The organism is Streptomyces showdoensis (assembly GCF_039535475.1).
Lineage (GTDB): Bacteria > Actinomycetota > Actinomycetes > Streptomycetales > Streptomycetaceae > Streptomyces > Streptomyces showdoensis.
On sequence record NZ_BAAAXG010000028.1, the window covers coordinates 241,193 to 267,117 of the forward strand.

The 25,925-nt window shown below is 72.7% G+C and carries 18 protein-coding genes and 2 pseudogenes; 16 read left to right on the forward strand and 4 right to left on the reverse strand.

Annotated features, from left to right (window positions below; translation table 11 throughout):
- Positions 1 to 150: 150 nt before the first annotated feature.
- The 15 genes from ABD981_RS35830 to ABD981_RS35900 all read left to right on the forward strand — a co-directional run bounded on the left by ABD981_RS35830 (position 151) and on the right by ABD981_RS35900 (position 22,784).
- Positions 151 to 1,302, forward strand: coding sequence for an isopropylmalate synthase (locus ABD981_RS35830; RefSeq protein WP_123955260.1), 1,152 nt, complete (start codon positions 151 to 153; stop codon positions 1,300 to 1,302).
- A 72-nt stretch (positions 1,303 to 1,374) separates the two neighbouring features.
- A complete protein-coding gene (locus ABD981_RS35835; RefSeq protein ID WP_046912295.1) occupies positions 1,375 to 1,560 on the forward strand; it encodes a lysine biosynthesis protein LysW in 186 nt (61 codons plus the stop codon).
- A gap of 1 nt (position 1,561) precedes the next feature.
- Positions 1,562 to 2,413: an ATP-grasp domain-containing protein gene (locus ABD981_RS35840; protein ID WP_046912294.1), complete on the forward strand. Its 852-nt coding sequence runs from the start codon at positions 1,562 to 1,564 to the stop codon at positions 2,411 to 2,413.
- Positions 2,410 to 3,498: an N-acetyl-gamma-glutamyl-phosphate reductase gene (gene argC / locus ABD981_RS35845; RefSeq protein WP_123955259.1), complete on the forward strand. Its 1,089-nt coding sequence runs from the start codon at positions 2,410 to 2,412 to the stop codon at positions 3,496 to 3,498. The genes ABD981_RS35840 and argC overlap by 4 nt, the downstream gene beginning before the upstream one ends.
- The gene (locus ABD981_RS35850) at positions 3,495 to 4,319 is read left to right on the forward strand and encodes an amino acid kinase family protein (RefSeq protein ID WP_046912293.1); all 825 of its coding nucleotides are present in this window, start codon (positions 3,495 to 3,497) and stop codon (positions 4,317 to 4,319) included. Before argC ends, ABD981_RS35850 begins: the two co-directional genes overlap by 4 nt.
- Positions 4,320 to 4,333: 14 nt before the next feature.
- Positions 4,334 to 4,897, forward strand: coding sequence for a type 1 glutamine amidotransferase (locus tag ABD981_RS35855; protein ID WP_046912292.1), 564 nt, complete (start codon positions 4,334 to 4,336; stop codon positions 4,895 to 4,897).
- Between the two features lie 34 nt (positions 4,898 to 4,931).
- Entirely contained in the window at positions 4,932 to 6,068 is a 1,137-nt protein-coding gene (locus ABD981_RS35860; RefSeq protein WP_123955257.1) for a Glu/Leu/Phe/Val dehydrogenase dimerization domain-containing protein, read from the forward strand.
- Positions 6,065 to 7,846, forward strand: a complete 1,782-nt coding sequence (locus ABD981_RS35865; protein WP_046912290.1) for an AMP-binding protein — start codon at positions 6,065 to 6,067, stop codon at positions 7,844 to 7,846. Before ABD981_RS35860 ends, ABD981_RS35865 begins: the two co-directional genes overlap by 4 nt.
- 74 nt (positions 7,847 to 7,920) lie before the next feature.
- Entirely contained in the window at positions 7,921 to 9,207 is a 1,287-nt protein-coding gene (locus ABD981_RS35870; RefSeq protein WP_046911462.1) for a pyridoxal phosphate-dependent aminotransferase, read from the forward strand.
- A 197-nt stretch (positions 9,208 to 9,404) separates the two neighbouring features.
- A complete protein-coding gene (locus tag ABD981_RS35875) occupies positions 9,405 to 10,319 on the forward strand; it encodes a fumarylacetoacetate (FAA) hydrolase (RefSeq protein WP_046911463.1) in 915 nt (304 codons plus the stop codon).
- Positions 10,320 to 10,468: 149 nt separating this feature from the next.
- Positions 10,469 to 11,809: an NtaA/DmoA family FMN-dependent monooxygenase gene (locus ABD981_RS35880; RefSeq protein ID WP_046911464.1), complete on the forward strand. Its 1,341-nt coding sequence runs from the start codon at positions 10,469 to 10,471 to the stop codon at positions 11,807 to 11,809.
- Positions 11,803 to 13,005 carry an LLM class flavin-dependent oxidoreductase gene (locus ABD981_RS35885; protein ID WP_123955131.1) on the forward strand — a complete coding sequence of 401 codons (1,203 nt, stop codon included), beginning with the start codon at positions 11,803 to 11,805 and terminating at the stop codon, positions 13,003 to 13,005. The genes ABD981_RS35880 and ABD981_RS35885 overlap by 7 nt, the downstream gene beginning before the upstream one ends.
- Positions 13,006 to 13,128: 123 nt before the next feature.
- Positions 13,129 to 19,125, forward strand: a complete 5,997-nt coding sequence (locus ABD981_RS35890; RefSeq protein WP_165591020.1) for a hypothetical protein — start codon at positions 13,129 to 13,131, stop codon at positions 19,123 to 19,125.
- Positions 19,126 to 19,129: 4 nt separating this feature from the next.
- A complete protein-coding gene (locus ABD981_RS35895; RefSeq protein WP_046911467.1) occupies positions 19,130 to 20,107 on the forward strand; it encodes an NUDIX hydrolase in 978 nt (325 codons plus the stop codon).
- A gap of 91 nt (positions 20,108 to 20,198) precedes the next feature.
- On the forward strand, positions 20,199 to 22,784 hold the full coding sequence (locus ABD981_RS35900; RefSeq protein ID WP_046911468.1) for a GmrSD restriction endonuclease domain-containing protein: 2,586 nt from the start codon (positions 20,199 to 20,201) through the stop codon (positions 22,782 to 22,784).
- 101 nt (positions 22,785 to 22,885) lie between these two features.
- On the opposite strand, the pseudogene ABD981_RS35905 reads toward ABD981_RS35900, so the two are convergent.
- From ABD981_RS35905 to ABD981_RS35920, 4 genes and pseudogenes are all read right to left on the reverse strand, one after another.
- Positions 22,886 to 23,078 (reverse strand): annotated as a pseudogene (locus ABD981_RS35905) (FAD-dependent oxidoreductase); the annotation flags it as partial.
- Positions 23,079 to 23,112: 34 nt separating this feature from the next.
- A pseudogene (locus ABD981_RS35910) lies at positions 23,113 to 23,361 on the reverse strand (NUDIX domain-containing protein); the annotation flags it as partial.
- A gap of 9 nt (positions 23,362 to 23,370) precedes the next feature.
- The gene (locus tag ABD981_RS35915; RefSeq protein WP_046911487.1) at positions 23,371 to 24,570 is read right to left on the reverse strand and encodes a damage-control phosphatase ARMT1 family protein; all 1,200 of its coding nucleotides are present in this window, start codon (positions 24,568 to 24,570) and stop codon (positions 23,371 to 23,373) included.
- Between the two features lie 26 nt (positions 24,571 to 24,596).
- Positions 24,597 to 25,172 (reverse strand): WD40 repeat domain-containing protein, encoded by a 576-nt coding sequence (locus tag ABD981_RS35920; protein ID WP_240495454.1) that lies wholly within the window; start codon positions 25,170 to 25,172, stop codon positions 24,597 to 24,599.
- 37 nt (positions 25,173 to 25,209) lie between these two features.
- Here ABD981_RS35920 and ABD981_RS38995 point away from each other — a divergent pair, with 37 nt between their 5' ends.
- Entirely contained in the window at positions 25,210 to 25,518 is a 309-nt protein-coding gene (locus ABD981_RS38995; protein WP_165591021.1) for a hypothetical protein, read from the forward strand.
- Positions 25,519 to 25,925: the final 407 nt, after the last annotated feature.

Here is a 25,925-nt window from a genome sequence, read left to right on the forward strand (position 1 = left end):
TGTCGTTCCTGACACTGCTTGACATTCCCCCACAGAGCCCTGACCCGAATCCCCTTGTTTCTTACATCTATCCATTGGAGTGTGGTGATCACAGGCCGCCAGTCCCCCAGGTCCCGGGAACCCCGGGAATCCCCGACAAGGAGTGAGGAAATGGCAGCAGGAGAAAGGCCGGAGGTGCTCCCCCACCTCCCCCGCGTATCCGACGCGACGCTGCGGGATTCGGCGCACATGGCGGGCGTCGAGTTCGGCCCCGAGGACGCCGCCGCCATCGCCGGCCTGCTCGTGCGGACCGGCGTCGAGCTGGTCGAGGTCGGGATGGTGTCCGGCCCCGGCTCGAAGGACGCCGACCTGGTGCTCGCCACCCACGAGGCCGTCACGCCCGAGCGGAGCATGACCCTCGTCGTGGTGCGGGACCGCCAGCAGGTCGCCCGGGCCCTCGACGAGGCCGAGCGGCTCGGCGTGCGCCACATCATGTACTCGATCCCGACCTCCGAGCAGCACGCCAAGCTGAAGCTGGGCTCGCCCAGCGCCAAGTTCCTGCAGACGCTGGCCCGTTCGGCGATCACGCAGGCCAAGGAGCGCGGCTTCCACGTCACCTTCAGCGGCGAGGACGGCGCCCGCACCCCCCGGGAACGGCTCGTCCCGTACGTCACGGCGGGCTTCGAGGCCGGCGCCGACCGGTTCCGGCTGGCCGAGACCGTCGCGTACCTCTCGCCCTGGCAGATGGAGGAGGTGATCGGCGACCTCACCGAGATCGACGGGTCCGAGATCGAGATCCACTCCCACAACATGCTGGGCATGGCCGTCGCCAACTCCCTCGCCGCCGTCCGGGCGGGAGCCCAGTGGATCTCCGCCACCGTCGGCGGCATCGGCGAGCGCGGCGGCAACGCCCCGCTGGCCGAACTCCTCACCTCCCTGCGGGTGATCCACGGCGACACCCGCTTCGACCTGACCCATCTCACCGAGCTGTCCCGCATCGCCCTCAAGGGCGCCGGCCTCGGCGAGGCCTTCCAGTCCGGGCCGACCACGTCGCACGCCTTCGCGTACGAACTCCCGGGACAGCTCACCCACCCCGAGGCGTACGAGACGCTGCCCGCCGAACTCGTCGGAAACTCGCGCGAGTTGCTGGTGCGCACCCGGCTCACCCCGGCGCTCGTGAAGTGGGCGCTGGACGGCTCGGGCGTCTTCGTCGACGTGGACGCCTTCACCCCGTGGCTCGTCGAACGCCAGGAGCACGGCGGCGCGCCGCTGCTCGACCGGGACGCGATCCGCAAGGCGGCGATCGACTTCCAGGCCGCCTGAGCCGCCTTCCTCCCCCTCACTCACACCCGCACCACCCCCATCGACCCGACACCCGCGAAAGGGAGTTCCCCCATGCCTACCGCCACCCTCACCGGCGTCTGCCCCGAGTGCGAGACCGATCTGACCGTGCCCCCGATCGGCGAGGGCGAGACCCTCTCCTGCCCCGAGTGCATGCTCACCCTGCGTGTCGAGGCCGTCCAGGACGGCACCCTCACGCTGGAGATGGTCGAGGTGCAGCTGCGCGACTGGGGCCAGTGACATGACCCGGCGCATCGCGATCGTCGCCGACCGGATCAGCTGGGAGGAACGCAAGCTGATCCAGGCCGGCCCGGACTTCGGCCTGGCCGTCGAGTGGGTCAACGACGAGTCCCTCGCCCTCGGGCACGAGGACGCCCCCTCCCTCCAGGGCTTCGACGCCCTGCTGGTCCGCAGCCGCAGCTACACCCGCGGCGGCCTCGTCGCCACGCTCGCCGAGGCCGCCGGGGCGCGGGTGCTCAACTCGGCGCGGGCGATCCACGTCTGCGAGAACAAGGCGGTCCTGCGGGCCGAGCTGCGCAAGGCCGGGGTGCCCGTGCCCGAGTTCCGGCTCGCGCTCTCCCGCAAGGACTTCGACCGGGCCGTCGAGGAGCTGGGGCCCCCGCTGGTGCTCAAGCCGGTCTTCGGCGGCATGGGCAAGCGGGTCACGCTCATCCGCGACTCCGACCTCGCCCACTCGGTGTACGACTACGTCGAGGACCTCGGCCACGCCTTCGAGCAGGCCTGCCTCGTCGAGCCGTACATCGGCGGCGGCACCTCCGTGCGCTGCCTCGTCGTCGGCCACGAGGTGGTCGGCGCCGCCGAGTTCGAGAGCGCCGGCACCGACTGGCGCAACAACGCGGCGCTCGGCAACAGCAGCCGCGCCGTGGCCCACGACCCGGACGTACTGAAGATCGTCGACGGCGTGGTGGGCGAACTCGGCCCCGGCATCTACGGGGTCGACCTGTTCCGCACGCCCGACGGCTACGTCGTCAACGAGGTCAACCACGCCCCCGGCTTCCGGGCGGTGGCCTCCGCGACCGGCGCGGACATCCCGGCCGCCGTCGGCCGCTACCTCCAGGAGCTGCTCGCATGACGCGCACCACCCGCCCGATCCGCGCGGGCGTCGTCGGCGCCTCGGGACTCGCCGGCGGCGAACTCATCCGGCTGATCACCCAGCACCCCGACCTGGAGCTGGCCTTCCTCGGCGGCTCCTCGAACATCGGCCGCCGCCCGGCCGAGCTCCACCCCGGTCTGCGGCTCGACTTCGGCGGGCTGACCGTCCGCCCGGTCACCGCGGAGTCGGTCGACGAGCTCGCCGACACCGTGGACGTCATCTTCCTCGCCACCCCGGCGCCGGTCTCCGCCGAGCTCTCGGCACTGCTCGCCGACCGGATCCCGGCCGTCATCGACCTCAGCGGCGCCTTCCGGATCCGTACGCCCGAACTGCACGACCGCTGGTACCCGAAGGTCAGCCGCCGGCCCGACCTCGCCGACCGCTTCGTCTACGGCGTGCCCGAGCTGGTCAGGGACCGGCTGCCCGACGCCGCGCTGATCTCGCTGCCCGGCTGCTACGCCACCTCGATCACCCTCGGGCTCGCGCCGCTCACCCTGGGCCTCGGGCTCGACCTGACGACGGTCGTGGTGGACGGCAAGAGCGGTTCCAGCGGCGGCGGCCTCCAGCTGCGCACGGCGGACCTGCACCCCTTCCGCAGCGGCGCCATCGCCCCGTACGCCCCGACCGGGCACCGGCACGCGGGCGAGGTGCGGGACTTCCTGGACCGGGCCAGGCCCGGCTCCATCGGCAAGCTGAGCATGTCCGCGTACGGCGTCTCACACGTCCGCGGACTGCTGACCAGCAGCTACGTCTTCACGGACGCGGCCGTCGACCAGCGCGAGCTCCAGCGCGCGTACCTGCGCTTCTACAAGGAGCACCGCTTCGTGCGGGTCCGCCGGCACAACGAGACGCTGATCCCGGTGCCCGACCCGCAGGCGGTGCTGGGCTCCAACTTCTGCGACGTGACCGTCCTGTACGACGAGGACGACGGCCGGATCGTCGTGCTCTCCGCGCTGGACAACCTGGTCAAGGGAGCCGCGGGCCAGGCCGTGCAGGCGGCCAACCTGCGGTTCGGGCTGCCCGAGGAGACGGGGCTGACGATGCAGCCGGTGCTGCCGGTATGAGCGCCGGCCCGAAGCCGCCGGTCTCGTCCGGCCCGCCCGTCCCCACCGTCGTCAAGCTGGGCGGCAGCTGCCTCGACGACCTCTCCGGCGCCTGGTGGGACGACCTCGCCGCGTACGGCGCCGAGCACCCGCTGGTCCTCGTGCACGGCTGGTCCAAGCCGCTCAAGCGGCTCAGCCCGCGCTACAGCGAGCCGTCCGCGGTGCTGCGCGACCGCTACGGCAACCAGAGCCGCTGGACCACCCCCGAGGTGATCGAGGACATCAAGACGGTCAGCGCCGCGCTGGCCGAGGAGGTCTTCGCCCGGCTCTCCGCCCGCGGCATCACCGGCGAGCGGCTGCTCGGCGGCGACGGCCTGGTCAGCGCGGGCGAGGGCGAACGCTGGTGGTGGCGGGACAAGCAGCTGGTCGAGCTGGAGAACCTGGTCGGGCCGATCACCGGCGTGAACCCGGCGCTGCTGAAGGAGCTCCGGCCGGGCCACGCCCACCTGGTCACCCCGCTGGCCCGGAACGCCGCGGGCCAGGAGGTCAACACCGACGCCGACCGGGCCGCCGCCGCCCTGGCCGCGGCCACCGGCGCGACCGACCTGGTCCTGGTCACGGACGTCGCGCACCTGCTGATCGACGGGGAGCCGGTGTCCCGGATCGACGCGCGGGCGGCGGCCGCCTTCCGCGACAAGGGCGCCACCGGCGGCATGCGCAAGAAGCTGCGGGCCGCCGGCGAGGCCCTCGACGGCGGAGTGGCGCGGGTCGTCATCGGCGCCGCCCCCGTCAGCGAGCTGCTCGCCGGCCGGACCGGCACCGTCATCACCTCGTCGAGCTGAGGAGCGAACGCACCATGGCGCAACCCCGGGTACTCGTCGTCAACAACGGGACCCTGTCCCTGAAGCAGCTGCGCGCCCGTCTCGCGACGCTGGGCTCGGACACCGACGTCGTCGACGCGACGTCCGTGCCCGCCCGGCTCGACGGCCGCCACCAGGCCATCGTCCTCAGCGGAACGAAGGTACGGGCCTACGACACCGACTACTACCGCCCGCTGATCGACCTGGTCATGGGCAGCGACGTCCCCGTCTACGGCATCTGCGGCGGCATGCAGATCATCGCCGTCGCCAACGGCGGCCGGCTCGCCGAGGGGCCGCAGCGGGTCGGCGGCCACGAGGCGACGGTCGACACGGGGGAACCGCTGTTCGCCCACGTCGACAAGACCGTGACGGTCTTCCACCGGCACACCCTCTACCTCCAGGAGGCCCCGGCGGGCTTCCGCTCCATCGGGCACTCCGAGCACGCGCCCGTGGAGTTCCTCAGCTCGGACGACGGGCGGATCCTCGGCTCCCAGGCGCACGTGGAGTTCCGCCCCGACGGCCTGGAGATCCTGCGCGGCTTCGCCGCGCTCTACCAGTGACCCCCACCCACCCACGTACACGAGGAAGATTCGCATGAGCGTTGTGGAGAACCCGCAGGAGCCCGCGTTCACCGTCCATCTCAACGGCAGCCGCGGCGCGATCAAGGGCTGGGTGGTCGTCGACACGCTCGTCGACGGGCTCGCGATGGGCGGCACCCGGATGACCACCGGGGTCAGCGAGGAGGAGGTGGCCGGCCTCGCCCGCGACATGACCGACAAGTTCACCCTCGCGGGCCTGCGCATCGGCGGCGCGAAGGCGGGCATCGTCGCCGACGCCGGCAACTCCGAGGGCGCGGACCGGGAGCGGACCTTCCGCACCTTCGGCCGCACCGTGAAGCCGCTGCTGCACGGCGGCATCCACCTCGGCATCGACATGGGCGTCACCCCCGCCGACCGGGCGGTCTTCTTCGACGAGGCCGGCTACGACCCGCGCTTCCGGCTCGGCGCGCCCGACATGCCCATCGACTGGCGCACGTACTACGAGCCGCTGATCGACTGCACCGGGCACGGCGTCGGCGTCGCCGCGCTCACCGCCCTGGAGACCCGCGGCCGCACCGAGGCCGCCCGGGTCGTGGTGCAGGGCTTCGGCGCCGTCGGCCGGGCCGTGGCACGCTTCCTCGAAGAGCGCGGGCACGTCGTCGTGGGCGTCGCAGACGTCCAGGGAACGATCAGCGCCGACCGGCTCCCGGTGGACGAACTCGTCTCCATCACCGACGAGTTCGGGCGCATCGACCGCTCCCGCCTCCCGGAGGGCGTCACCGTCTCCACGGCCCCGGACGCCTGGCTCGACGTGCCCGCGGACCTGCTGATCCTCGCCGCGCAGAAGTACGCGCTCACCGCGGAGAACGCCCACCGGCTGCGGGCCGGCCTGGTCGTCGAGGGCGCCAACCTCGCCTCCACCGCCGCGGCGAAGGAGAAGGTGGCGGCCTCGGGCGGCACGCTGGTGCCGGGCGTCATCGCCAACATCGGCGGCGCGGCCTCGGCCGCCCTCGCCGTCACCCGGGTCGTCCCCTTCGACCTGGCGGCGGACGCCCGCAAGGCGTGGGTGTTCGACTGGGTCGGCGACCGGGTGCGGCAGAACACCCGGGACCTCCTGGAGATCGCGGACGGCCGGGCGGGCGACCCGCTGCCGGAGCTCCTGGCCACCCGCCGGAAGGAACTGCTGGGATGACGGCCCCTTCGACCGGAGCCGCGGCCCCCGCCGAGCGGGAGCCCGCCCCCGGCGCCGCGTACCGGCGCCGGGGCTGGTGGCGGGACGAGACCTTCCTCGACGACCTGTACCGGCAGGCGCGCGAGCGGCCCCACAAGCTCGCCATCGCCGGCCGCCGGATCGCGGAGTCCCGCACCGACACGCTCGACTTCGCCGAGCTTGCCGCACTGACCGACCGCTTCGCGCTGGCGCTCATCGAACTCGGCGTGCGGCGCGGCGACTTCGTCGCCGTCCAGCTCCCCAACCGGTGGGAGATGGTGCCGCTGATGTTCGCGTGCATGCGGGTCGGCGCCGTCATCTGCCCGATCTCGCCGATCTGCCCGGAGGAGGAGCTGCGCCACCGCTTCGGCCTCACCGGGGCCCGGGTGTGCGTCACCCTCCCGGAGTGGTCGGGCACGCCGCTCGCCGAGATCGCGACCCGGCTCAAGGGCGAACTGCCCACCCTGGAGCACGTGCTGGTGGTGGACGGCCCGGTGCCCGAGGGCGCGCTCTCCTTCCACGAGCGGTTCGTGGCCACCGCCCGGGAGGAGCGCCCCGAGGCCGCCGGGACCCTGGCCGACCGGTCCGCGCTCGCCGCCGACGAGCCGTTCGTGGTGCTGTTCACCTCCGGCACCACGGGCGAGTCCAAGGGCGTGCTGCACAGCCAGAACACCGTGCACTCGGCGGTCCGCGGCTACGTGGAGGCCTTCGGGCTCGGCGACGACTGGGTGGCCGCCGTGTCGACCCCGCTCGTCCACTACTCCGGCTTCGCGCAGGGCGTCCTCGCGGGCGTCATGCTCGGCGGGACCGTCGCCTTCCAGGACGTGCGGAAGAACGAGGCGCTGCTCGACCTGGTCGAGCGCTACCGCGCCACGCTCCTGTACGGGCCGCCGGCCACCCTCGCGGACGTGGTCGCCTCGCAGCGGACCGAGAAGCGGGACACCGGCACGCTGCGGCACGTGGTGATCGGATCGGCGCCGGTGCTCGCCGAGCTGGCCGACGAGGTCCACGCGGCCCTCGGGGCCCGTACGTACTCGCTGTGGGGCATGTCGGAGAACGGTCCCGTGACCATGACCCGGCCCACGGACCCGGCGGACTGGGCGGCGCACAGCAACGGGCGCGCCATCGACGCCATGGAGACCCGGGTCGACTCCGAGGGCGCCGCCGGCGGCGTGGGCCGCCTGCGGGTGCGCGGGGCGTCGCTCGCGCTCGGCTACTACCGGCGCGAGGAGGTGTTCGCGGCGGAGTTCGGCGCGGACGGCTGGTTCGACACCGGCGACCTCGCGCGGGACGACGGCCGCGGCGGCATCCGCATCATCGGGCGGGCGCGCGACGCGATCGTCCGGGACGGGGTGGTGGCGCCGATGACGGAGCTGGAGGCGGTGATCGGCTCGCACCCGAAGGCGGTCGAGGCCGCCCTGGTGGGCCTGCCGGGCGCGGCGGACGCCGCTCCGGGCGGTACTCCAGGAGGCGCTTCGGACGGTACATCGGCCGGCGCATCGGCCGCCGGGGCAACGGCGGGCGCAACGGCGGGCCAGGGCACGGTGATCTGCGCCGTGGTCGTGCCGGACGCCGGCTCCGAGGACGGCGGTCCGAGCCTCGACGAGGTCCGCGCGCACCTCCTCGCCGCGGGCCAGGACCCGCGATTCCTTCCGGACCGGGTGGAACTCCTGCCCGCGCTGCCGAAGACGCTGACCGGCAAGGTCCGGAAGGTGGAGCTGCGGCAGCGGTACGGACCGGTGCCGGCCGCGCGGCACTGACCCGCCGCACGCCCGTCCCCCCGCCCCGCACTCGTATCCGAATCCGCACCCGTACCCACCCCCTGGAGCTCCCCATGCCCCCGCCCCCGCCCGCCCCCGTCGCCATGTCCGCCACCCTCGCCGCCGACGAGGCGCTCGCCCGGCGGCGGCTGGCCGGGGAGCGGGTCCTGTCGATGGCCAGCGGGGAGATCGGGCTGCCGGTGCCGCCCGCCCTGCGGGAGCGCCTCGCGGCCGCGGCCGACGAGAACGCGTACGGTCCCGTGCCCGGCAGCCCGGCACTGCGGGAGGCCGCCGCCGGGTACTGGGCGCGGCGCGGGATCGGCGTGGACCCGGGGCGGGTGGTGGCGGGGCCCGGCAGCAAGTCCCTGCTGTTCGCGCTGCTCCTGGCGATCGGCGGGGACGTGGTGGTGCCGGTGCCGAGCTGGGTGAGTTACGCGGCCCAGGCCCGGCTCGCCGGGGCGGACCCGCTGCCCGTGCGGACCCCGCCCGGCGAGGGCGGGGTGCCGGATCCGGAGCTGCTGCGCGAGGCGGTGCTGACGGCGCGGGCGGCCGGGCGCGACCCGCGGGCCGTGGTGGTGACGGTGCCGGACAACCCCACCGGGACGATCGCCTCGCCCGGCACCGTGCGGCGGCTGGCCGCGGTGGCGCGGGAGCTCGACCTGGTGGTGGTGTCGGACGAGATATACGGCGACCTCGTGTACGACACGGGGGCGCCGGCCGAGTCCCCCGCCCTGCACGCACCCGAGCGGACCGTCGTGACCACCGGGCTCACCAAGAACCTGGCCCTGGGCGGGTGGCGCACCGGGGTCGCCAGGCTCCCGGACGGCGAACCGGGCCGGGAGCTGCACGCCCGCCTGGTCTCGGTCGCGAGCCAGATCTGGTCGAGCCCGCCCGCGCCCGTGCAGACGGTGGCGGCGTACGCGTTCGGGGAGCCGCCGGAGGTCACCGAGCGGATCGCGGCGAGCCGTCGGCTGCACGAGGCGGTGGTGCGGGCGGTCGCCGGGCACTTCACCGCGGCGGGCGCCCGGCTCGCCCCGGTCCGGGCGACCTGCTACCTCTACCCGGACTTCGTTCCGCTCCGGGAGCAACTCTCCCGCGTGCACGGCGTCCGCGGCGGCGACGACGTGGCCCGCTTCCTCAGCGAGCGGCACGGCGTGGGGGTGCTCCCGGCCAGCGCCTTCGGGGAACCCGCCGAGGCGCTGCGGATCCGGGTGGCGACGAGCCGGCTGTACGGCGACACCGACGAGCAGCGGCTGGCCGCGCTCGCGGCACCGGACCCGCTGGCGCTGCCGTGGATCCGGGACTCCGTGGCCTGGGTCGGCGAGGCGGTGGCCTCCCTGGCGACCACGACCGCCCCCTAGGCCGCGTCTGTCGGATCACGCCGGGCCCGCGGCGTCCGGTGCCGCGGGCTGATCCGGCCTGATCCGAAAGACACGACCTGGGCCGTGTCCGGAAAGTCCCGCCCGCTCGCGGCTCCGTCGCCGGGGCGGGCCGGTCGGGCCTCGGCCGCCGTGCGACTCCATTCCTCACTCACATGAACGTTCAGGAGGTCCTTCCCATGTCCCTTCCGACCCCCGCCCTCTTCGAGGCCCTGTACCGCGGCGAGCGCCACGTCGGTTTCGGCACGCCCGGCGAGCCGGACGCCCCGCACACCCTGTACCCGGTGGCCGACGGGCAGCTCGCGGCGGCCTTCGTCGCCACCGACGGCTCGGCGGACGCGATCCGGGCCGCCGTGACCGGGGGCGCGACCCCGGTCACCGTGGCCGCAGACGACCCCGAGCTGCGGCTGCTCCCGCCGCTGCTTCCGACCGCCACCGGAAACGCGCTGCTCAGCGGCTTCATGGGCACCCACCGCAAGAAGTGGGGCGGCGAGACCGCGCCGGAGGGCGGCGAGTTCACACCGCCGAAGTGGTTCTTCAAGGGCTTCGGCGACTGGGTGCGGCTGCCCGGCGAGCCGCTGAACGTGCCCGCGAACCCGGTGGCGCTCATCGAGGAGCCCGAGGTCGCGCTCGTGTACGTCAACGACGCCGACGGCACCCCGCACTACGCGGGCTACACCTTCGGCAACGACCTGTGCGACATCGGCCTGCACCGCAAGGACCCGGGCTACAACCCGTACTGCAAGCTGTGCGACACGGCCCTCGCGCCCTGGCTGTTCCTCGGCGAGCCGCCGCGCTCGGCGAACGGGCGGGTGACCATCACGCGGGACGGCGCGACCGCCTGGGAGGGCAGCTTCGACTGCGGTGGCGACGCCCTGTACTTCCGGGTGAAGGACATGGTGGAGCACCTGTTCTCCTTCCCGGCGGTGCGGCGCCCCGGTCTCGTCAACTACGTGCTGCTCGGCGCGGACGAGGCCAGCTTCCACGACGGGTTCCGGATCGCCGACGGGGACCGGATCGCGATCGACGTGAAGAGCCACGGGATCGCGTTCGAGAACACGGTCACCTACGTCTCGCCCGCCCGCCTTTCGTGACGGGCCGGGCGCGCGTCCCCACCGCGCCGCCCCGGTCCGTGAACAGCTCATGAAACAGCGCCGGTCGGCCTGGGCACTCGTACAGGTGTCCAGGCAGGCTCGTCCCAGCAGACCGGCCCCGTCCCCAGAACCGAGAAGGAGGAGGCACGGTGAAACAGGTGCACCTCGCGGTACAGCTGCCGGCCATCCACAACGTGACCGTCTGGTCGGACCCGCGTTCCGAGAGCCAGATCTCCATCGACTCCTTCATCCGGCTGGCGCAGGCGGCCGAGCGAGGCAAGTTCGACTTCTTCTTCCTCGCCGAGGGGCTGCGGCTGCGCGAGCACAAGGGCGAGGTCTACGACCTGGACGTGGTCGGCCGCCCGGAGAACCTGACGGTGCTCGCGGCCCTCGCGGCCGTCACCGACCGGCTCGGTCTGGCCGGCACCGTGAACGCCACGTTCAACGAGCCCTACGAGGTGGCGCGCAGGCTCGCGAGCCTGGACCTGCTGAGCGGCGGCCGGGCGGCCTGGAACGTGGTCACCAGCTATGACGCCTTCACCGGCGAGAACTTCCGTCGCGGCGGCTTCCTGGACGAGGCGGACCGCTACACGCGGGCCGCCGAGTTCCTGCGCACCGCACGGGAGTTGTGGGACAGCTGGGCGGAGGGCGACGTCCTCGCGGACGCCGCTTCGGGACACTTCGTGCGCGAGGGAGCGGGCCGGTTCGCCCACCGGGGGCGGCACTTCGACATCGAGGGCCGGTTCACCACCCCGCGCGGCCCGCAGGGGCACCCGGTGGTCATCCAGGCCGGTGAGTCGGACGCGGGGCGGGAGTTCGCCGCCTCCGACGCGGACGTGATCTTCAGCAAGTACAGCCGGCTGGAGGAGGCGCGCCCGTTCTACGCGGACGTGAAGTCCCGGCTCGCGAAGTACGGACGCACGCACGGGCAGTTGAAGATCATGCCCACCGCGACGGCGATCGTCGCGGACACGGACGAGGAGGCGGTCGCGTACGCCGACGAGATCACCCGGGCGCAGGTGAGCCCGCAGACGGCGATCGCGCACCTGGAGGGGGTGTGGGGCCGGGACCTGTCCGGCTACGACCCGGACGGCCCGCTGCCCGATGTCGACCCGGAGCCCGAGTCCCTGGTCCTGAAGGGGCACTCGGTGTTCCGCAAGGGCCGCGAGGAGACCGCCCGGCGGTGGCGGAAGCTGGCCGACGAGCGGGGGCTGAGCATCCGCGAGCTGATGATCGAGGTGCACGGCGGCCAGACCTTCGTGGGCAGTCCGCGCACGGTCGCCGACGCCATCGACCACTACGTGCAGAGCGACGGGGCCGACGGCTTCGTCCTCGTACCGCACCTGACGCCCGGCGGCCTGGACGAGGTGGTGGACCGGGTGGTCCCGCTGCTCCAGGAGAAGGGCGTCTTCCGCGAGGAGTACACGGGCACGACGCTCCGCGAACACCTGGGCCTCGGCGCCCCCACGTCCCCCGAGGAGACATCGTGACCCTGCACCTCGCCGTCGCCCTGAACGACGCGGGCTGGCACCCGGCGGCCTGGCGGGCCCCGGACGCCCGCCCGGCGGAGCTGTTCTCGCCCGGCTACTGGGCGGACCTGGTGGCCGAGGCCGAGCGCGGACTGCTCGACTTCGTCACCCTGGAGGACGCCCTGGGCCAGCAGTCCGCGGCCTTCCACCGCCCCGACGACCGCACCGACCAGGTCAGGGGCGGCCTGGACGCGGTCCTGGTGGCGGCCCGGGTGGCCCCGCTGACCTCCCGCATCGGCCTCGTGCCGACGACCAACGTCACCCACACCGAGCCCTTCCACGTCGCGATCGGCATCGCGACCCTCGACCACGCCGCCCGCGGCCGGGCCGGCTGGCGCCCGCAGATCGCCTCCCGCGCCGCGGACGCCCGGCACTTCGGCCGGCGCACCACCCCGCAGCTGACCGACGAGGACGTGCTCTCCGAGGAGCGGATCGCCGCCCGGCTGCGCCCGCTGTTCGCGGAGGCCGCCGACGTGGTCGAGGTGGCGCGGCGGCTGTGGGACAGCTGGGAGGACGACGCGGAGATACGGGACACGGCCACGGGCCGTTTCGTGGACCGCGCCAAGCTGCACGCCGTCGACTTCGAGGGCCCGCTCTTCAGCGTCCGGGGCCCGTCGATCACCCCGCGGTCGCCGCAGGGCCAGCCGCTGGTCGCGAGCCTCGCGCACGCGTCGACGCCGTACGAGTTCGCCGCCCGCGCCTCCGACCTGGTGTTCGTCACCCCCGACGACCCGGCGGACGCCCGCCGCATCCTGGCCGAGGTCGACACCGCGGTCCGCACCGCCGGCCGCGACCTGGCCGCCCGCCCGCTGAAGCGCTTCGCCGACCTGGTGGTCCTGCTGGACGACACCGAGGCGGAGGCGGTCGCCCGCAAGGACCGCCTGGACACCCTGGCCGGCGCCGAACTCGCCTCCGACGCCCACATCTTCACCGGCACCCCGGCCGCGCTCGCCGACCTCCTCCTCGACTGGCGCCCGCTGGGCTTCGACGGCTTCCGGCTCCGGCCCGCGGCCCTCCCCCACGACCTGGAGGCGATCACCCGCGCCCTCGTCCCCGAACTCCGGCGCCGCGGAGCCTTCCGCACGGCCTACACGGAGACGACCCTGCGCGGACACCTCGGCCTGACCCGACCGGTGAGCCGGTACGCGCGGGTGTGAGGAGGGCTCCGGGAGCAGCTCGCGAAGACGCCTACAGGTCACCCCCGCCGGGTGGTACAACAAGTTGGTGATCGGAGCGTCGCGAGCGGCCGTCGACCGGCCGGAGCGGGGGGCGGATACTCCTTGGACAGCACACTGCGTCTCACCCGGGCCGTGCATCAGGACCTCGCGATGGAGGCCCTCACCCTGTGGCTGCCGTCGGCGAGCTTCCTCTTCGAGCCGATGCCCGGCGGGCGCTCGGGGGCCGAGCTGGTCAGCGTCGACATCAGCGGCGACACCGGAGAGCTCCCGGCCGGCACGTACGTCCTGCGGGTCGGCCCGGAGGAGGAAGACCTCGTCCAGACCAACGAACTGGCGGCCCATCAGCTGATCCGGGCCGCCGACCCCGGGTTCGCGGAGCGGCACGTGCCGCGGCTGCTCCGCGTCGCCCAGCAGCGCCGGGACGAGGAACGCGTGGTGGTCTCGCTGCACCAGCTCGCCGGCGGCAGCCTCAGCTGGTACGTCCCGCCGCGCAGCGGCTCGACGGGGCTGCTGCGCTGCGCCGAGACCCTCTCCCGCGAGCTCCTGGACGCCTGGGCCGACCCGAGCGAGATCACCCGGATGCGACCGCGCGACCTGCTCCTGCAGATCGCCGGCGAGCACCGGCTGGCCGAGTGCGAGGCCGCGGTCCCCGCCCTGTTCACCGGCGAGGTCCACCAGGAGGACGGCCACGCCTTCCTCAACCCGCTCACCGTCCTGGGCGAGGCCGAGGACACCGGACTGCCCGTGATGGGCGGCATCTGCCACGGGGACCTCAACACCGGCAACGTCCTGGTGCCCCGGGACGAGGTCGAGGCGGACGACGACGCCTTCTGGATCGTCGACGTGGACCGGGCCCGCCGCTCGGTGGCCGGCTTCGACCTCGCCTACCTGGAGGTCAGCGTCCTGGTGAACATCCTGCCGTCGATCCGCCGGCCCGTGCTCGCCCGGTGCCTGGAGGCGGCGGAGGACAGCGCGGTCAAGTCCGTGCCGGACGACTGCCAGTGGCTCGTGGAGTTCCTGCAGCGGTCGCGCGCCGGGATCCTGGACTGGGTGGCGCGGCAGCCCGGCCGGGTGGACCACCTGCGCCGCCAGTTCATGCTGGTGCGCATGGCCGCCGCCCTGATGTGGGCGCGGCGCTTCCCCTCCGGCGACGAACGCGCCCGGCTCTGCCTCGCCTACGCGGGCTGGTACGCCCTGCGGTACCGCCGGACCTTCGCCACGGCGGACCCCCGGCCGGCCCTCCCCGCGCCCCGGACCGCGCCCGAGGAGGAGCTGCGCGTCCGGGAGGAGCTGTGGGAGTCCTTCTGGGCGACCGTCTCCGGCTTCTCCCCGCAGGCCGCCCGCTGGGTCCTGGTCGCGGAGCAGCTCCCGCGCACGGCCTCCGTCTCCGCGCTCGGACGGATCCCCTGGTCGCTGGTGGTCGACCTCGACCCGGCCTCGGACGGCGACGGCCTGCACCACCGGGCCGGGCCGGTCCTGAGCACCCAGCGCGCGGTGCACCTCTTCACCGAGGACCGCCCGGTGATCGACTACGCGCGCGGCACCGCCTGGCTGCTGAGCGCCGGGTCCGTGCTGCGCCGCGAGCCCTCCCTGGAGGGCCGCCAGTGGGTGATCCGCCGCCTCGACACGGTGCGCCGGCTCACCTCCTCGTTCCACCAGTTCGCCGGGGACACACCGGTGTACGTCGTGGTCCTCGAAGGCGGTACGGAGTCCGCGGCGGGCGCGGGCCGGGACCGGCTGCTGAAGGTCATCGAGACCATGGACGAGATGCTCGAGGGGCAGGCGACCTTCGTCCACGTGGGCCTGGCCGACCTGCGCCCCGACGTGCCCCTCGTGCAGGTGCCGCTGCCCGTGGACGACTTACTGGAACGCCTGACGGCGACGCTGGGCACGAGCGGCGAGTACCTCGACTACTCGGTGCCCGCCCTGGAGAAGGGCACGGCGGCGATCTCGCCGGAGACCATGCAGAAGCTGCGCGAGCACCTGGTGGTCCTGCACGACGGGATCGAGGCGTCCGCGCAGCCCGGCGACCGCAGCGACAACGACGCCTTCTGGCGCGGCGGCCTCATCGGCTGGGACGACCTGGACGCGGGCCGTGACGTGGTCCGCGCCGTCAACGACGCGCTGGTGGCGGCGGTGCGCGACAGCCTCAAGCAGCACCGCACCCGTACCGTGGTCGTCGAACACCAGCCGGGGGCGGGCGGGACCACCGTCGCCCTGCGCGCCGCCTGGGACCTGCACCAGCGGTATCCGGTGGCGGTGCTCCCGCAGGGCGTCCCGGTCGGCCAGGCGCGCGTCCCGCTCATCGCCGACCGGCTGCACCTGCTGTACACGATCACGCAGATGCCGGTGCTGCTGGTCGCCGAGGCGGGCGACCTGAGCGAGGCCTACCGGGAGGGCCTCTACCGCGAGTCGGCGCGGCGCAACACCCCGCTGACCGTGCTCTACGTCAGACGGGGGATCACCCAGGAGAACCGGAGCGGCGCCCTGCAGGTCTCGGAGCCCCTCGACGAGCAGGAGACCGCCGAGTTCCTGGGCCGCTACGCCGCCCTGACGACGGATCGGCACCGGGTCGAGGAACTGCGCCTGCTCGGCACCCCGTCCTACGAGCGCTACCGCACCCCCTTCTTCTACGGACTGATCACCTTCGAGCGGGAGTTCACCAAGCTCTCCGCCTATGTGCGCACCCATCTGGACCACGTGCGCGGCCGGGCCCGCGAGGTCATGCAGTACCTGGCGCTGGCCACGATCTACTCCAACACGGGGCTGCAGCGCGAGCTGGTGCAGAAGCTGATGCGCGTCTCCGCGCCCTCGGCGGAGCTGCACCTCTCGGACGTGCTGGGGCCCGAGGCGGCCCGCCTGGTGGCCGTCCGCAACGGCCGCGTGCGCCTGCAGCACCAGCTCCTGGCCGAGCAGGTGCTGGCGGAACTGCTCAACGACGCCGACTGGAAGCCGCACCTCAAGGATTTGGCGATCGACTTCATCCAGGCGCTGGCGAACACCACCGACGTGTCCTCGGACCCGGTGCGGGTGCTGCTGCGCCAGATGTTCGTCGACCGGCAGGGCGGCACCGCCGAAGGGGTCGAGGACCGGCGCAACTTCGCCCCGCTGATCGAGCAGCTGGACCTCAACTCCGCCCACCAGGTGCTGAAGACCCTCACCGAGTACGTGCCGGACGAGCCGCACTTCTGGAACCACCTGGGGCGGCACCAGATGTACCGGCTCAACCGGGAGCTCGACAAGGCGGAGGAGTACGTCACGCGCGCGGTGGAGCTGGCGGAGGGGGACTTCCTGCACCACCACACCCTGGGGCTGGCGCGCCGCAGCCGGATGCGGCAGGCCCTGCGGGACGCCAAACGGCGCGGGGTGCAGCCGGTGATGGCCGTCGCCGACCGCTGGTTCGCCCAGACCGTCGAGTGCTTCGCCACCGCGCGGAACCTGAACCCGGAGAACATCTACGGCTACGTCACCCACGTCCAGGCCGTCGTCGACGTGGCCAAGGCGATCAAGGACGCGGCGCGGGTCTCCTCGATCGCGGAGCTCAGCTCCGACGCGAGCGAGTGGGTCGCCGAGAACCTGGCCGAGGCCAACTTCCTGCTGAACGAGGCCGCCCAGCTGTACGGGACGCTGGACCACCACGACGACTATCTGGTGCGCTGCCAGGCCGACATCAAGCGCCTGTACGGGGACCTCGACTCGGTGGTCGAGCTGTGGGAGCTGGCCGTGGCCGGCGCCCGCAGCACCCCGATGATGCAACGGGCGCTGGCCCAGGCGTACTACGTGCGCGGCGGCCGCAGCTGGCGGGAGCTCGACCACGCCGAACTCGCCCGCATCGTGGAGCTGGCCCGGCAGAACCTCTCCCGGACGGGCTGCAAGGAGGAGGACTACCGGCTCTGGTTCGAGGCGTACAAGCTCCTGCCCGAGTTCGACATCGACGAGGCCCTCTCCCAACTCCAGCTCTGGGCCGACCGCTTCCCCTCCTGGCGCGCCCACTACTACCGGTACTGCCTCTTCTTCCAGCTCTGGTTCACCGGGCGCAGCAACGACGTGGAGGCCTTCCGCGTGGAGCAGCAGCAGGCCGAGCGGTACGTGGTGGGGCGCTCCAACCGCTCGTACCTGTGGCTGTCCACCGGTCCCGAGTGGTACCCGCTCATCGCCGACAGCGACCTCGGCGAATGGAACCGCCGCGAGATGTTCTGGACCAACACCACCCACCTCCAGCGCGTCAACGGGGTCATCGACTTCATCCGCGGCCCCCAGGCGGGCCGCATCCAGCTCGAGGGCGCGGTCTCGGCGTTCTTCGTGCCGTCCCGGGGCAAGTTCCTGCCGGACGGCGACGACAACAAGCCGGTCAACTTCTTCCTCGGCCTGAGTCCCGAGGGCCCCCGCGCCTGGGACGTCCAGCGGGGCCACCTCCCCCACGCGGTCCGGGCCCGGCAGGCGGTGCCCGTCGCCCCCGCGCCGGCCCTCACCGCCCGGCAGCCGGTGCGGCTGGCCCCGGCCCAGGTCGCGGAGCGGGCCGTCACGCTCGGCAGGCAGCGCAAGCTGGACTTCTGCGTCTCGCTCCTGGAGGCGTGGCAGACGGTCGGCGACACGCCCCGGCTGTCCCGGCTCGCGGAGCGGGTCGCCGCCCGTTTCCGCTACGACGGCGCGGACGTCGCCGGACTCCTGGCGGAGTCGGACCGGCTGTACCTCGAGGCGGACGGCGACGACCCGCTCGTACGCCTGCGGAACGGGAACGGCGGAGCGTCGGCACCGGTGGACCGGCGGCCCTCGGGCGAGAGCTCCGAGCTGGGCCGCATCACCTTCGTCAACGAGGCGGAGGGGCACGGCATCGTCGACATGGTCGACCACGGGTGGGCGCGCTTCACCACCGACGACGTGCGCACCCCGCTCGTCGGCGGCCCGGTCCGCGGGCAGATCATCCGGGCCGTCATGGTCGAGATGGACCGCAACGGCGGCCGCAACGCCCGCGGCCTGGAGCTGTTTCCGGTCACGTCGACCCTGGTGGAGGGGGAGGTCGTGCCGGTGGAGCAGCTCGCCGAGCGCGTGGCGACCGATCTGCGGTACGAGATCGAGGAGCGCCTGTCCCAGGGCATCTCCGAGGTGCCGGCCCGGGAGCTGGAGGAGTGGCTGGAGGAGCGGTTCGCGGGCGGCACCCCGCTGGCGGACCGGCTCGGGCTGCAGGCGCTCGGCCGGCTGTGGGCGAAGCTGGAGTGGGTGAAGCAGCGCGGATCCGCGGGGAACCGGTCGATCGGCCTCGCCACGGGCACGGTGTTCGGCCGCGTCCCGGAACCCCGCAAGGAGTCAGCGGCCGAGAAGCCCCCGCAGGCCCGCCGGAAGGACGAGTTCGGCGAGGCCCTGGCCGCGGCGGTCGCCGAGCTCGAACAGGCCAACGGAGGCATGGCGCCCACCTTCTACAAGGTGAAGAGCGCCCTGATGAAGCGCTTCAAGAAGGACTACGAGCGACTGGTCGTCGGTTCGCTGAAGGGAAGCATCGAGCGCCACCCCGGCTGGACCCTGCGGGAGGTCCGCCCGGGCGTCCACGTGGTCGAACGCTCCGGCGAGACACCCTCCAAGCCGCCGCAGCCCGCTCCCCGCGGCACAGCCTCGTCCTCCTTCGCCACGGTGTTCGCCGAGGCGGTGGACGACCTGCTCGCACAGGGCAGGACCCCCACCCTCCAGACCCTGGGGACCATGCTGCGCACCGGCCTCGGCGAGGCGTACGCGACCGAGGTCGGCGCCTCGCTCAAGCGGCGCATCGAGCGGGAGCCGGGCTGGATCCTGGAGGAGGCCGGCCCCGGGGTGCACGTCCCCCGCCGCTCGGACCGGCCCCCGGCACCCCAGGTACCCGCGCCGGTCCCGGACCTGGACCTGGAGGCGGACGTGAGCGCGGTGATCGCCCAGCTCCTCCCTCGGGGCGGCGAGTCCGATCTGACCGACGTGGGCGAAGCCCTGAGCGCCCGCTGGGGCTCCGATACCTACAAGCGGGTGACGCGCAAGCGGTCCCTCCGCCGGCTGGTCGAGGAGCTCGGGTGGGAGACCCGGGAGACGAGGCCGGGCGACTGGATCGTCTGCGTCCCGAGCAAGGAGGACTGACCCGATGCCCGAGCCCGACACCGCCGCCCTGGCCGCCGTCCTCGAGGCCGCCGCGGACCAGGCCGGCCCCCCGGTCCCGCTCGCCGAACTGTGCCGGCGCGCGGGCCTGAGCGACCCGGCGGCCGAGGCGGCGGCGCCGATGGTGCAGGCGCTGCTGGGCGCGTTCGGCGTCCTGCGCGCGGAGGGGCCCGGCGTCCTGACCGTGCGCCCCGAGGCCCGCTACTTCCTCCGCAGCCTGGCCTCGTACGTACGGGAGGGCCGCTCGCTCCTGGACAACTGGGAGCGCCCGGGCACGGCCGAGCCGCCGTACACCGGCCGCCAGGTGCTGTCCGGGCCGCAGTTCCTCTACCTGGCGGAGGAACGCCGCCTCGCCCTCGACCCGCACGCCGCCCCGCTGCGCCGCTCGGAGGTCGCCCAGGTCGTGGTGAAGACCCGCCTCCGGGGCCGCGGCGGCCGGGCCCACTACCTGCTCCTGTACGACGCCCGCGCCCGGCAGTACCAGCTGCCGGGCGGCCATGTGCGCTCCTCGGACACCGACCTCCGGGCGGCGGCCGTCCGCGAACTGGAGGAGGAGCTCCCCGGCTACACCCACACCCCCGGCAGGGACCGGCTGAAGGAGCTGGGCACGGTCCCGGTCGTCCAGCTCTCCCGCACGGTGGGCGCGGTGACGGAGTACCGCATCACGTTCTTCCAGCTGGAGACGGACGCCCCGGCGATCCCGGTGGGCCCGGGCGCCCGCTGGGTCCCGGAGGACGTCCTCCTCGACCCCACGTCCCTCGTCGACGACGCCACCCTGAACGTCGTCGCCCTGACCCGTCTGGACGACTCCCTCCCCGGCCACCTCCACGGCCTCCCCTGGAGCCTCCCCGCCACCCAGCACCGCTCCCTCCGCGAGGTCCTCCGCGACCGCCCGTGGGAGGTGGCGGGCCTCGTCATCGGCGTCCTGGGGCTGGGCCTCTCCCTGATACCGCTGCTGATGTGACCGTCCTACGGCGACCTCCAGCCCATGGGTGCGGCGGCACGTCATATCGTCGTTCCACAACCACGAGCGGATCGCCGACCGAGGGGGAGCCATGCAGGCCAAGGAGACACTGTTCGCCGATCTCGTTCAGGGGAGGGCGCAGCAGTTCCAGGTGCCCCTGTACCAGCGGACGTACGCCTGGACGGAAAAGCAGCTCAATCAGCTATGGAGCGACGTCCTGGAACAGGCCGAGCTCCTCGAGACCGGGGACAGGGCAAGCACCCATTTCCTCGGCTCCGTCGTCCTCGCACCGTCTCCGCAGAACGAGGCCACCTTTCCCCGCTGGTTGGTGGTAGACGGGCAGCAGCGGCTGACGACGCTGTCCCTCGCCCTCGCGGCGATCCGCGACCACATCGCGGACACGCAGCCCGACGAAGCGGAGCGCATCGACGAGGAGTACCTCGTCAACAAGCGCAAGACCGGCGACGACCACTTCCGGCTCCTCCCGACCCAGGCCGACCGGTCCCAGTTCGCCGCGCACATCCGCGGCCACAAGGAGACCTCCGCCGGCGGCAGCGTCGCCAGCGCGTACAACTTCTTCCGCCGCAAGCTCGTCGCCGCGCACGACCCGGCGGCGCCGCAGGACGTGTTCCGGCTGGAGCAGGCCATCACCTCACGGCTCACTCTCGTGGCGGTGACCGCGGAGCGCGGCGACAACGTCCACCGGATCTTCGAGTCGCTCAACAACACCGGCCTCAAGCTGAGCCAGGCAGACCTGTTGCGCAACTACTTGTTCATGCGCCTGCCCACCCGAGGGGAGCACGTCTACGAGACGTACTGGCTGCCGCTGCAGGCCAGTCTGAGCAACGACGAGCTCGAGCAGCTCATGTGGCTGCAGCTGGTGCTCGACGGGGACGACCGTGTGCGGCGCCAGGACCTGTACACGGCTCAGCAGCACCGTTTCGAGCGCGGGGAGCCGGACGAGGCGGCCATCGAGGCGTACATCAAGGAGTTGCACCGCCACAGTTCCCTCTTCCGCAGGCTGCTGCACCCCGAGGAGGAGCCCGACCGCGCGGTCCGGTCGTACCTGCTCCGGCTTGATGCCTGGCAGGCGCAGGTCACCTATCCGGCGCTGATGCTGCTCCTGGACCGCCGCGAGCGCGGAGAGCTCGAGCCCTCCGAGACGGCCCGCGCTCTGTCGTACGTCGAGAGCTTCCTGGTGCGCAGGATGATCTGCCGACTGCCGACGAACAACCTCAACAGGATCTTCCAGGCCGTGCCGGGACAACTCCCGCGCGATCTGCCGGTGGCCGACGGCCTGCACCAACTCTTGTCCGCCGAGAACCGGTTCTGGCCCGGTGACGACGAGCTGCGCGACAAGATTCGTACGGCGCCCTTCTACCAGTACGGGCGCTGGCATCAGCGCAAGGCTGTACTCCAGCGCCTGGAGGAGAGCCACGAGCACCCCGAGCCGATCGACTTCGCCGCCGCTCAGCTCACGATCGAGCACGTCATTCCGCAGTCGCCCGGCGATGAATGGCTACGCATGCTCGGCGAGGACGCCTCGGACGGGGAGAGCCCGGAGGAGCTCCACACCCGGCTCCACCACACGCTCGGCAACCTGACGCTCACCGCGGTCAACGCCGAGCTCTCCAACCATCCCTTCAAGCGCAAGCAGGACCTCCTCCTGGGCAGCCATTTGGAGATGAACCGTCGCATCGCGGCCACCGAACGCTGGGGCGCGAAGGAGATCTTGGCCCGCGCGGACGAACTCGCCGACCGGGCGATCGGCCTGTGGCCAGCGCCCCTGCGCGGGGTCGGACGCGCCGAGCGCAGCCGCGACTGGCAGCTGGCCCACCAGACCCTCGCGGCGCTCCCCCACGGCACCTGGACGTCCTACGGCGACCTCGCCGCCTTCATCGGCTCCGGCGCCCAAGCCGTCGGCAACCACCTTGCGGACACGCCCGGCGTGAGCAACGCGTATCGGGTCCTCACCGCCGACGGAAAGGTGGCCGACGGCTTCCGATGGGCCTCACCCGAAGCGGGAGGCGACGTCCGCACCCGGCTGACCACCGACGGCATCCACTTCACGGCGAGCGGAGCGGCCGACCCGGCACAGCGGCTCACCGCTGACGACCTCGCGCAGCTGATCGCCGGTACCGATGCCGAGGACGAGGGCCAGGGCACCGCCGGGCCCTCCGACACGGACGGCCGAGCCGAGGCCACCCAGCCCGAGGAGACGCGAGCCGAGCGGTTCCTCCGCCAGCTCGCCGCCGACGACTCCCCCGACACCGTGGACGCGGTACACGGCCTGTTCGCGCACTGGGAGGCGCTCGGCGGGTGGATCGGCTACGGGGCAGGACGCGTGACCACTAGCGCCTTCCTCATGCTCGGGGAGGCGGGCCTTCCGGGCCGCGGCATCTGGCCGCTCACGCTCTACCCGGGAGGCGGACGCGGCGGCACCGCAGAGGTCGTGTTCCAGTACCTGACCGCCCGCGAACCGTTCACCGACCGCGCCCTCCGCGCCGAACTCCTCCGGCGCCTGAACGAACTGGAAGGCGTCGCCATCCCCGAGGGCAAACTGGAACTGCGCCCCGGCATCCGGCTGTCTCTGCTGGAGGATCACGCGAACCTCAAGCTGCTCACCGAGGCACTGACGTGGTTCCGCGACCGCTGGGAGAAGCGAGAGGCATCCTGACGGCCGGGGAGTCCCCGCGGGGTGGAACGAAAAACACCATCCTCCGCCCCGCTACGACGCCACGCGAACGGCTCGATGGCCCACTTGACCGGCTCCACTCACTCTGGTGATGCCTCGGCCGTGCGGGACGCATCTATGCCGCTGGTGAGCCGGACGCCCGTGGACGGGTCCTCCGCCAATCTGCGGAGGATCTCCAGGGACCGCTGCCCCCCACTGGTCGACCCCGTCCTTCGGCTCGACCAGGTACGGCCCCCACATCGCCCCGGCCACCAGCGAGGTGACGCCCAGCACTCGCCAGGACCGCCTGGCCGCCGACGGGGCGGCATGCGATGTAGTGGACCTCCCGGCCTGTCATGGGGTGCACCCGTTGTCCCAGCACACTATGGGGCACCACCAGGAGCCCGGTCTCTTCCTCGGTCTCACGTGCTGCGGCTTCCCCGGGAGTCTCCTCGGATTCGATCTTCCCTGCCGGGAACTGCCACGAGAGTGCGCCCTCCGCCACACGTCGCCGCACGAGCAGGACTCGCTCGCCCCGCACGACGGCAGCGGCGACCGCTCTCTGGGCCTCGACCGTCACGAAGATCCCCTACCGTCGCACCTGGATCAGCGCGTGCGTTCCACTCGTACGCCAGGCAGCCCCGGACCGTTCGAGCCCGTCCAGCACTTCCTGCTCCAAACCGACGATGACGTCGGACTTCAGGGTCCGGAGCGCCGCGACGGCCCCCGGGAAGTACGCGGTGAGATCGGCGAAGGACGCCGTGGCGCCCCACAGCCGGTCGCCCACCAGGCGCCGGTAGTTGAGGTCGCCCTTCAGGAGGGTGAGCGTGGCGCTCTCGAACTCGCCGCGGAGGTCCTCGGGCATGTCCTCGTACGGCAGTGGAGCGCAGAAGAACGGGTGGGTGCGGACCTCCAGGCTCCCTGCCGCCATGGCCTTCCACAGCCGGTCGCCGATCGCGCCGGCTTGGCCGGGTGCCTCGGTGAGGCGGCGGAGGCAGTCGACGACGTCGGCCGTCATCGCGTCGGAGACGTAGTAGGGGTACGGCTTGAGGTGCAGCACGACCTGTTCGGCATGCCGCTGTTCGAGGAGGTGGTCGATGAGGATCAGGTCCGGGATCAGCTCGCGCCCCGCATTGTCCGCCACCACGGCGACGGTCGAGGAGCCCCCGACGGGCAGCAGCTGCCACAACAAGGCGCTGTCGTCGGCCACCAGCGCGGAGGCAGCGGCGTCACCGGCCGCCGGCTCCCCCGCCGAGACGCGGAAGCCGAGGTCCGCCCGGTTGCCCCAGAGCGACGCGTGGAGCAGGGCAGCAGCCCGCTCGTGCGCCGGAACGCTCGCGAGCGCGTCCAGGGCCCGTAGTTCCTCCTCCACGGCCTCACCGCGCAGCTCGGCCCGCTTGAACGGCGCGAACGGATCGACTCCCTGCCACGGCCCGCTGCCGAAATACCCGACCGCGCCGAGGAGCCTGCGGTAGAAGTAGCTCTCCGCCCACAGGAACGGGGCGTCGTGCCAGGAGCGCCCGAAGTGCTCCTGCCCCCAGTCCTCCCAGCGCTCACGGTCGTGTTCCCCGGGGGCGAGCGGCTCGATGACGCCGTTGGTGATCTCGTCCAGCAGGGTGTCTAGGGCCTCGTGCTGCTGGCGGCCGTACGGGAAGGCGTCTCGCACCTGCTGGATGAGGGCGGGGTGGCGCTTGGCCAGCACGCCCCAGGCGAACGAGCCGGGCTCGTTGCTCAGGATGACCGGCACTCCAGCCGCATCGCCCGAGTCGTGGGAGGTCTTCTCTGTCATCGTGTCCAAAGCCCTTCGCCTGTCGCTCACGTGTCCATGATCCCCAGGGCCACGACGCCAGCCGCGCTCCCGACCAGCACCTCACCCATCGCCGGCTCGGAGGCCGCGCAGTGCAGTGAGGCGTCCACGCGGACCTCGGCGATCTGCCGCTGCTCGTCGAGCGACCACACGCGCACCGTCCCGTCCGCCGCAGCCGACACGAGGCGGTTCTCGTCACCCATGAAGCCAAGCATGAGGATGCGGCCCGTGTGACCGGAGAGGTTGGAGGTGAACCGGTCCGTCCCCAGATGCCGTACCGCGATGTCTCCGGTCCCCGACCCGACCGCCACGCGGTCGCCCGGACCGTCCACGGTGACGGCACGGGCCCACCCGCTGGGGCTGCTGAACCGGCTTCTGAAATCCCCGGTGGAGGCGTGCCACACGCGCACCGAGCCGTCACCACCGCAGGCAGCCAGGACGTCTCCGCTGTCGTCGAACGAGAGCGACCGCAGCCGACCGGCGTGCACGTCCTGAGTCCACGACAGCGTCGCCGTGGGGAGATCCCAGCACCGGAGGTGTCCGTCACCCGTGCTCGCAGCGATACGAGGCGTCGAACGGGCCATCGCCACAGCCCACGTTCGCGGAGTGTCCTGGTTCAGGGTGAGCGACCAGGCCGGGTCAGGCAACGACCAGACCCTGACCGCCCCGTCGCCGCAGGCCAGGGACCAGACACGTCCATGGGCGGCGGGCAGCCGCCGGCCGACCGGTGATCCGGCGGACGAGCGCGAGTTTCAGTCGTCCGTGTCCCACAAAGCTGCAGGGGCCCTGGACACGGGCGGAGAGCTGGACTTCTCGGCGGAAGCGCGCCCGGAACTCCGCGTCGTCCGCCTGGGCAGGGTGGACGACCTTGACCGCGACCCGCAAACCGGCGGCGTCGAGGCCGGCGAACACCGTGCCCACGCCCCCTGACCCGAGGCGCCCGATGATCCGGTAGGCGCCGACGCGCTTGGGGTCACCAGGGTAGGCAGCCAGCACCCGCCCACCAGAACGAGCACTGCTCACCAGGCTTCCGATCTCCTTCAGACGTGCAGCAGGCCAAAGGCCGGACGCATGCCGGTACCTGAGAGCTGGATATTAGCCGCGCGTCGAGGCGATAGGCACTGCCTTCTCAGGCAATGGTCGGCAACGCTTCCTTATCGAGCGCACAAGAGCGAAACGGAGCCGACGAGCCTCGCTCGCCGTGCTCCGTCGCTTTCGCCGCAGCGCGTCTGTTCATCGGTGCGCGCCGCGGCCTGGCTCTCCCCGGCAATCGACTGACACCCCATCAGAACGAGCGTCAAATGAGCGTCACGAGCGTCATTTCAGCGTCAAGATAT